The following is a 7,108-nucleotide window of genomic DNA, read 5'->3' as shown; positions in this document are numbered from 1 at the left end:
CGCCCACCCGCACCAGCTGGGTGGGCTTGAGCGGCACCCCCACCCCCGGCGGCCGGTACACCGGCAGCGCCTCCCCGTACTCGTACATCCAGGCGTGGTCCACCACCGTCCGCATCGCGTGCTCGCCCGGCTCCGGCTCCTCGCCGCCCGGCTCCACCTGGACGTCCGACAGCTTCGCCACCATGTCGGCGACCAGCCGGGAGTCCGGCACGGCCAGGTCGCACCGGTCGTCCGGCCCGATCAGCAGATCCACCTGCGGCGGCAGCGGATAGATCCACCGCGGCAGCGCCAGCACCCGCGGCGGCGGCGCCATCGGCAGCCCGCCGCGCACCGCGTCCAGCAGCACCGCCCGCGACGTCCGCCGGTCGAACAGCCCGTCGGCCAGCGCCCAGCTCAGCGCCCCCAGGTCCGACCGGTCCTCGCCGCAGGCGTGCAACACCAGGTACGGCACGAGCGGCACGCCCGCGCCGCCCGACGGCTGCGCCCACCCGTGACGGCAGCCGGTGAGCACCAGCAGCGCCAGCATCGCCCGGTAGGCGGTGTCGGCGTGCGGCGTGTCCAGCCAGCCCGGCACCACCACGCACCGCCCGCCCGTCTTCTCCGCCGTGACGCCCAGCTCCCTGGCCAGCTTCAGCGCCCGCGACGCCGCCACCCCGGTGTGCGCCTCCTGCCAGCCCGGCGTGTACGGGGCGGCCCGGTCGTCGTAGCCCTCCGGCCAGTTGCCCGGCAGGCCGGGCCGGGGCAGTCCGTACACCGCGAGCAGCAGGTCGAACACGGTCGTCACCAGGTCCTCGCCGTCGCGCACCGCCGGCACGCCGCGGCGCAGCACGCCCGGCCCCACGTCGAAACGCGGCAGCAGCACCTCCGCCGCCGTGACCCCGTCGCCCCCGTACAGGCTGAGCTGACCGGCGGCGCGGCCCAGCATCCCGCCGGGCACCAGCCCGTCCTCCAGCTCGCGCAGCCGCACCAGCGCCGGCAGGTCGGTGCCGGCCATCGCGTGCTCGGCGAACGCGGGCCGGTCCAGGAAGAACTCCTTGAGCAGCACGTGGCCGACCGCCATGGCCAGCGCGCCGTCCGTGCCGGGCCGCACCACCAGCGTCTCGTCCGACAGCCGCGTCGGGTGCGTGCCGATGGCCACCACCTTCTGCCCCTTGTAGCGGCCGGCGATCACCCACGGCGAGCCGGGCGCGCGCACGTTCCTGTTGTTCTCCCCCCAGAGCAGCACATACGCGGCATCCGCCCAGTCCTGCGGCCTCGGCCCGCGGAACCGCGGGCCGAGCAACTGCCCGGGCGCGCTCGACTGCTCGGTCAGCACCGCGCCGCCCAGCCCGCCCACCAGCCCGGCCAGCGGCGCGGTCGACAGCGCCGCCACCTGGTCCGAGCCGTGCTCCGACGCGGTGTGCACGATCGCCGCGGCGGCCAGCTCGGCCGCCGTACCGTCGTCCAGGGGAACCCGCCGGCCGCCCCGCGCCTGCCGGTAAACCTCAGAGTTCGCTGTGAGTTCCGCCCAGGCCGCGACCGGGTCGCGCCGCCCTTCGCGCGCCTCGAAATAGAGCCTCACCAGCGCCTGGTTGACTTCCGATCCCCCCATGCGAAAAGTTCAGCACAGACGGTCATGTTCTGACGCCTTACGACCCCGCATGTCGGAGATTAGAAACAGAACCCGTGTGGCAGCGCCGAAGGGCGTAGGGCAATCTAGGTCCCGCCATGGAAACTGCATTCCCGACAGCCGTCATCCTCGCCGCCGGCCTCGCGCTCGCGCTGATCGCCCAATGGCGTGACTGGCGACCGCCGCTCTGGGCCGCCCTGCTCGTCGGCGTCGTGGTCCGCGTCGTGCTGATGTTCACCGCCGCGGGCGACGCCCACCAGCCGGTCGACTTCGTCAACAGCTTCAAACCGGCGGGCGAGGCCGTGCTCAACGGCGAGGACCCGGTCCTGGCCAGCAAGGGCGGCTGGCACTTCCTGCCGACGATCCCCTACATGTACGGCATCCTGCTGTGGCTGGGCATCCCGTGGGAGTACACCGGCCGGATCGTCACCGTGGTCGCCGACATCGTGCTCATCCCGCTGGTGGCCAAGCTCGCCGGCGGGCCGAAGGCGTCGCTGCGCGCCTTCCAGTACGCGCTCAACCCGATCGCGCTGATGGTGGCCTGCCTCCATGGCCAGGTCGAGCCGGTGGCGCTGGTGTTCGGGGTCGCCGCGTTCGTCGTCGCCCGCGGTCCCGGCGCCCCGCTCCCCAGGACGGACGTGGTCGCCGTGACCCGCGGGGCGCTGGCCGGCCACGGCTGGGCCGGCCTCCCCGGGTGGGCGCTGCGCACGCTCGGGCAGGCGCTGAGGCCGGCCGAGGGCGACCGGGCTGCGCTCAAGCGCGGCGCCTACGCCGGCCTGCTCATGGGGCTGGCGCTGTGCGCCAAGAGCTGGCCGATCTGGCTGGTCCCGGGCATGCTGCTGCTCCTGCCGCAGCTCCGCTCCCGGATTGTGGCGCTGCTGTGCACGGGCGCGGTGCCGATCTTCTTCCTGGTGACGCTGCCGGTCTTCGCCGGCACCTCGATCAACCAGATCCCCGAGGTCATCGACACCATCCGGGCCATCCGCCCGATCGTCGGCGAGTGGGGCTGGACTCCCCACTTCACCGGCGGCGACTGGGCGCTCCGCGCCGACCTGGCGACCATCGGCACCTACCTGATCTACGCCTGCGTCGCCGCCGCGATCGTCATCTGGTGGCGGGCCGACCCGATCGACATGACGCTGGCCATCCTGCTGATCTTCATGGTGGTCACGCCCCGGCTGGGCGCCCAGTACCTGCTGTGGTTCATGCCGTTCCTGGTCGCCAGGCCCACCCGGTTCGCCTGGCCGGCGATCATCGGGGTGTCGCTGTGGGCCGGCTACGGCTACCTCTACATGACCCAGTACAAGGACATGGACTGGTGGCTGCTGCACCAGGACTGGTCGCGGGCCTCGATCGTGCTGCTTCCGGTCCTGCTCGCCGCCATGCCGTGGGGCCGGCGCAGGCCGCCGGAGCACGAGCCGGCCGGGCCCGCCGTTCCGACGGACCCGGCCCGCCTCACCTCACAGGTCTAGCCGCTCGTACACCGTGAGCCACTGGTCGGGGTGGACGTGACCCACGACGGCGTCCCGCGCCACCCCGGCGGCGGCCAGGGCGGCGTCCACCCCGCCGTAGCGGGTCCTGAGCGAGGCGCGCAGCGACCCGCCCACCCCGCTGAAGCCCAGCTCCACCAGCCGCTGCCAGTCCCGCCCCGAGCCGACCAGCGGCCGCGGCCTGCGTTCGATCCGCAGGATCGCCGAGTCGACCGACGGGACCGGCCGGAAGCACTCCCGGCCGATCCGGTGGCCCATCCGCCAGTGGAACCACGGCCACGACTCCACCGTGACCAGGCTCCACCGGCCGTAGTCGCCGGTCCGCTTGCGGGCGTACTCCAGCTGGGTGACCAGCGTCGCCGAGGTCAGCGACCGCGCCCGCAGGCACCAGTCCACGATCCGCGACGTGACCGAGTACGGGATGTTGCCGACCACCGCGAACGGCTCGCCCGGCGGGCGGGCCGAGGCGAAGTCGCCGCGCACCACCTCGACGCGCGGATCGTCGCGGGTGCGCGACCTGAGCAGTCCGGCGAGTCTCGGGTCGATCTCGTAGCCGATCACCCGCGCCCCGGCCTCGGCCAGCGCGAACGTCAGCACGCCCTCGCCGGCGCCGGGCTCCAGCACCAGGCCCTCCGGGTCGGCGGCCTTGACCACCAGCTCCAGGGCGTGCCTGTCGGCCAGGAAGTTCTGGGAGAGCACGCGTCTCGCCCTGTCTCTGGGCGTGCGGGCGCCCGAGCTCCTGGCCTTCTTCTGCGTGTGTGAATGATTTCCGTGCGCGTAGTCCTGCGCCACAGCTGCCCTTCCGGGTCCTCGAGTCGATGGGATGCTCGAAGGCCCCGGGCGCGCCGCGGAACGCGCTCAAACGGTCGCGTCCGCTAGCGGGCCAGAGGCCGGCCGCTGCGGATGCGGATCGTGAAGAAGCAAGAACATTGCATGCGGCCGACGGTACGGAGCGGCCGTGACCCGCGGCAACCGGTTAAATCCGCGCGATGCGTCCGATTCCTACAAGTGCCCGGCGGGGCGGCCTCGGTAGCGTCGGCCTCATGGACGTACTCCGACGGGCACACCACTACCTGCTCAACCACGCCAGGCTCCTCGACCGGCTCCGCTTCGAGGCCCTTTTCACGGGCGGCTCGCGCGATCGCGTCCTGGACGTCCTGCGCTGCTACCAGAACCCCGACGGCGGCTTCGGCCACGCGCTCGAACCCGACCTGCGCGGCGCCGCCAGCCAGCCTGAACCGGTCGAGGTCGCCTTCTGGATCCTGGACGAACTGGACGCCTTCGCCGACCCCATGGTCCGCTCCGCCTGCGACTACCTGCTCTCCATCACCACCCCGGACGGCGGCGTCCCCTTCTGCCTTCCCACCGTCCGGGAGGCGCCGAAGGCGCCCTGGTGGGAGCCCGCTGACGGCTCCCCGGCTCACCTCATCCCCACCGCCTCGCTCGCCGGCCTGCTGCACGCGCACGGCGTCGACCACCCGTGGCGCGGCCCTGCCACCGACTTCTGCTGGACGCGCATCGCCGCCGTCGACAAGACGACCCCGTACGAGGCCCGCGCCATCGTCACCTTCCTCGACCTGGTGGACGACCGGGAGCGGGCCGGGGCGGAGTTCGACCGGCTCAGGGACGCGATCCTGGACACGGTCGCCCTCGACCCCGGCGCTTCCGGCGAGGCCCACTTCCCGCTGGACTTCGCCCCGCGCCCGCTGCGGCTGCCTCTGTTCACGGAGGACGTGCTCGCCCGGCACCTGGACGCCCTGGCGGCGGCCCAGTCGGAGGAGGGCGGCTGGCACCCGAACTGGCCGATGTGGACGCCGCTGGTGGAGCACGAATGGGGCGGCTTCCTCACGGTCGAACGCCTCAAGACGCTGCGCGCCTACGACCGCCTACCCGCCTGACGCCGGCTGGTTGTGCGGCTTGTTCTCGCTCGTGCTTGCGGGGGCGTTGTGCGGCGGCGTTGTGTGGCGGGGTTGTGTGGCGGGGTTTCTGTCAGGGCGCAGGCGTAGCGTGGAGGTATGTACGTCGAGTGGTCGCCGCCTCCCGCGCTGTCCGGGCGGATCGCCTGCCTGTGGCGGCACGTGAGTGAGGACGACCGCCCCCAGCTCGTGGTGCCGGACGGGTGCGTCGACCTCATCTGGGGTCCGTCCGGCCCCTTCGTGGCGGGCCCCGACACCGGCCCTGTGCCCACGCGGATGGAGCGCGGCGACACCTTCACCGGCATCCGCTTCAGACCCGGCGCGGTGGGCGAGGTGTTCGGCGTCCCGGTGCCCGAGCTGCGCGACCAGCGCGTGCCGCTGCCCGTGCTCGACGTCTTCCCCGCCCTGCTCACCGCACAGATCGCCACGGGTGGCGATCTGTGCGGCGACTCTCCCGATCTCATGCGGGTGCTGATCGCCGCCGTCGCCGACCGGTTGCGCCGCACCCCGCCCTCCGACCCGGCCGCCCCCGCCGTCGCCGCCGCGCTCGCCCGGGGCCGCGGCGTCCGCGAGGTCGCGTGGGAGCTGGGGCTGAGCGAGCGCCAGCTCCACCGCAGGAGCGTCGCGAGCTTCGGGTACGCGCCCAAGACGCTGCAGCGCATCGTCCGCTTCCAGCGTGCCCTGCGCCTGGCCCGGTCAGGCGTCCCGCTCGCCGACGTGGCCGCGACCGCCGGCTACACCGACCAGGCCCACCTGTCCCACGACGTCAAGCGTCTGAGCGGTGTGACGCTGAGCCGGCTCGTGGCGTGATCGGCCGGTTGGAGATCAGCGCCCCCGCCCACGCCGCCGACGGATCGCTGTCGATGAGCAGCGCCTTGGCCAGCAGGCTCAGCGGAATGGCCAGGATGGCTCCCAGGGGCCCGAGCACGAAGGTCCACACGATGAGCGACAGGAACGTCATCGTCGTCGACAGCCCCACCGCGTCACCGAGGAACTTCGGCAGAAGGAGCGACTGCGTCACCACGTTGGCGATCACGTACGCCACGATGACCAGCACCATCTCGTTCAGCCCGCCGTCCAGCAGGGCGAGCATGGCCGGTGGGAGCAGGGCGATGACGAAGCCGATGTTGGGGATGTAGTTCGCGATCAGGGCGAGCACTCCCCACAGAAGCGGCAACGGCACGCCGATGAGGTAGAGCGCGATCACGTTGAGGATCGCGTTGATCACCCCGAACACGGTCGACACGATCAGGTAGCGGCGCGTCTTGCGCGCGAACCGGCCCAGCGCCTCCACCAGGGCGGCGCTCCTGCCCTCCCCGGAGCGCAGAACGCGGGACGTGGCGGGCGCGTCCAAGCACATCGCCAGCAGCAGGACGAAGATGAGGAACAGGGCGGAGAACACGCCGATCACTCCGCCGAGGAGGCTCTGCGCGATCTCGATCACGCGTCCCGGGTCGAAGCTGGCGACGGCCCGGTCGAGTTGCTCGTTGCTGACGCCGTGCTCGATCGCGAAGGCCCGCCCGTCGGCGATCAGCTTCTCGAACCGGCCGGCGTACGCGGGGGCGAGCTCACTGAGCTGCAACGCCGTGACCGAGAGCACACCGGCCATGCCCAGGAGGACCAGCACCAGGATGAGGAAGGGCACCGCGACCTGGACCCATTGCGGCGCCCCGACCCTGAGCAGCCACCCGCGCACCGGCGACACGGCGATGACCAGCACCAGCGCCAGCACGAACGGACCGGCGAGTGACGCGACTTCCCGCAGGCCGAACAGCACGATCAGCGCCCCGGCGATGCCTACCAGGACGATGAGCGCTCGAGGTACGAGAGGCTGCCTCACGCACCGTACGTACCCGTGTCGCCTGGGTGACACCGGCGTGAACGGTTCGATTTGACGACTGCGGGAGCCGTCCATACAGTTCTCCGTGTTCCGAACGGGCACGGCCTGCCCGTCGCCTCCCTCGGCAGAGGGTGGCGAGAAGCCGCCCCCTCGCGGGAGCGGCGAAGCCGTCCAGTCGGCCTCGTGCCGACGCCCCCTCTTCTCTCTGATCTCGGTCGGCGTCCAATTGGACAAGGACGGAAGTTTGGAGTAA

At 72.3% G+C, this 7,108-nt stretch carries 6 protein-coding genes; 3 read left to right on the top strand and 3 right to left on the bottom strand.

Going from position 1 to position 7,108, the window contains the following annotated elements; genetic code table 11:
• The coding region (locus OUY22_RS34735) for a molybdopterin-dependent oxidoreductase (protein WP_270159549.1) at positions 1 to 1,591 on the bottom strand (1,591 nt) is incomplete at its 3' end.
• 116 nt (positions 1,592 to 1,707) lie between these two features.
• Here OUY22_RS34735 and OUY22_RS34730 point away from each other — a divergent pair.
• Positions 1,708 to 3,081 carry a hypothetical protein gene (locus OUY22_RS34730; protein ID WP_270159548.1) on the top strand — a complete coding sequence of 458 codons (1,374 nt, stop codon included), beginning with the start codon at positions 1,708 to 1,710 and terminating at the stop codon, positions 3,079 to 3,081.
• On the opposite strand, the gene erm is transcribed toward OUY22_RS34730, so the two are convergent.
• Entirely contained in the window at positions 3,070 to 3,798 is a 729-nt protein-coding gene (erm, locus tag OUY22_RS34725; RefSeq protein WP_270159546.1) for an ErmE/ErmH/ErmO/ErmR family 23S rRNA (adenine(2058)-N(6))-methyltransferase, read from the bottom strand. The genes OUY22_RS34730 and erm overlap by 12 nt on opposite strands.
• Before the next feature lie 344 nt (positions 3,799 to 4,142).
• On the opposite strand from erm, the gene OUY22_RS34720 reads away from it, so the two are divergent.
• Positions 4,143 to 4,997, top strand: a complete 855-nt coding sequence (locus OUY22_RS34720; protein WP_270159545.1) for a prenyltransferase/squalene oxidase repeat-containing protein — start codon at positions 4,143 to 4,145, stop codon at positions 4,995 to 4,997.
• Between the two features lie 117 nt (positions 4,998 to 5,114).
• Positions 5,115 to 5,825: a helix-turn-helix transcriptional regulator gene (locus OUY22_RS34715; RefSeq protein WP_270159544.1), complete on the top strand. Its 711-nt coding sequence runs from the start codon at positions 5,115 to 5,117 to the stop codon at positions 5,823 to 5,825.
• Here the strand turns inward: OUY22_RS34715 and OUY22_RS34710 are convergent.
• A complete protein-coding gene (locus OUY22_RS34710; RefSeq protein WP_270159543.1) occupies positions 5,782 to 6,855 on the bottom strand; it encodes an AI-2E family transporter in 1,074 nt (357 codons plus the stop codon). The two genes, OUY22_RS34715 and OUY22_RS34710, sit on opposite strands and share 44 nt — an antisense overlap.
• Positions 6,856 to 7,108: the final 253 nt, after the last annotated feature.

Origin of the sequence: Nonomuraea corallina, assembly GCF_027620315.1 — a bacterium.
GTDB lineage: Bacteria > Actinomycetota > Actinomycetes > Streptosporangiales > Streptosporangiaceae > Nonomuraea > Nonomuraea corallina.
Note: the sequence above shows the minus strand (reverse complement) of the source record. Positions and strands in the feature narration are given on the sequence as shown.

Coding starts and splice junctions, on each gene's coding strand:
- OUY22_RS34730 (WP_270159548.1), top strand. CDS start 1,708: ATGGAAACTGCATTCCCGACAGCCGTCATCCTCGCCGCCGGCCTCGCG.
- OUY22_RS34720 (WP_270159545.1), top strand. CDS start 4,143: ATGGACGTACTCCGACGGGCACACCACTACCTGCTCAACCACGCCAGG.
- OUY22_RS34715 (WP_270159544.1), top strand. CDS start 5,115: ATGTACGTCGAGTGGTCGCCGCCTCCCGCGCTGTCCGGGCGGATCGCC.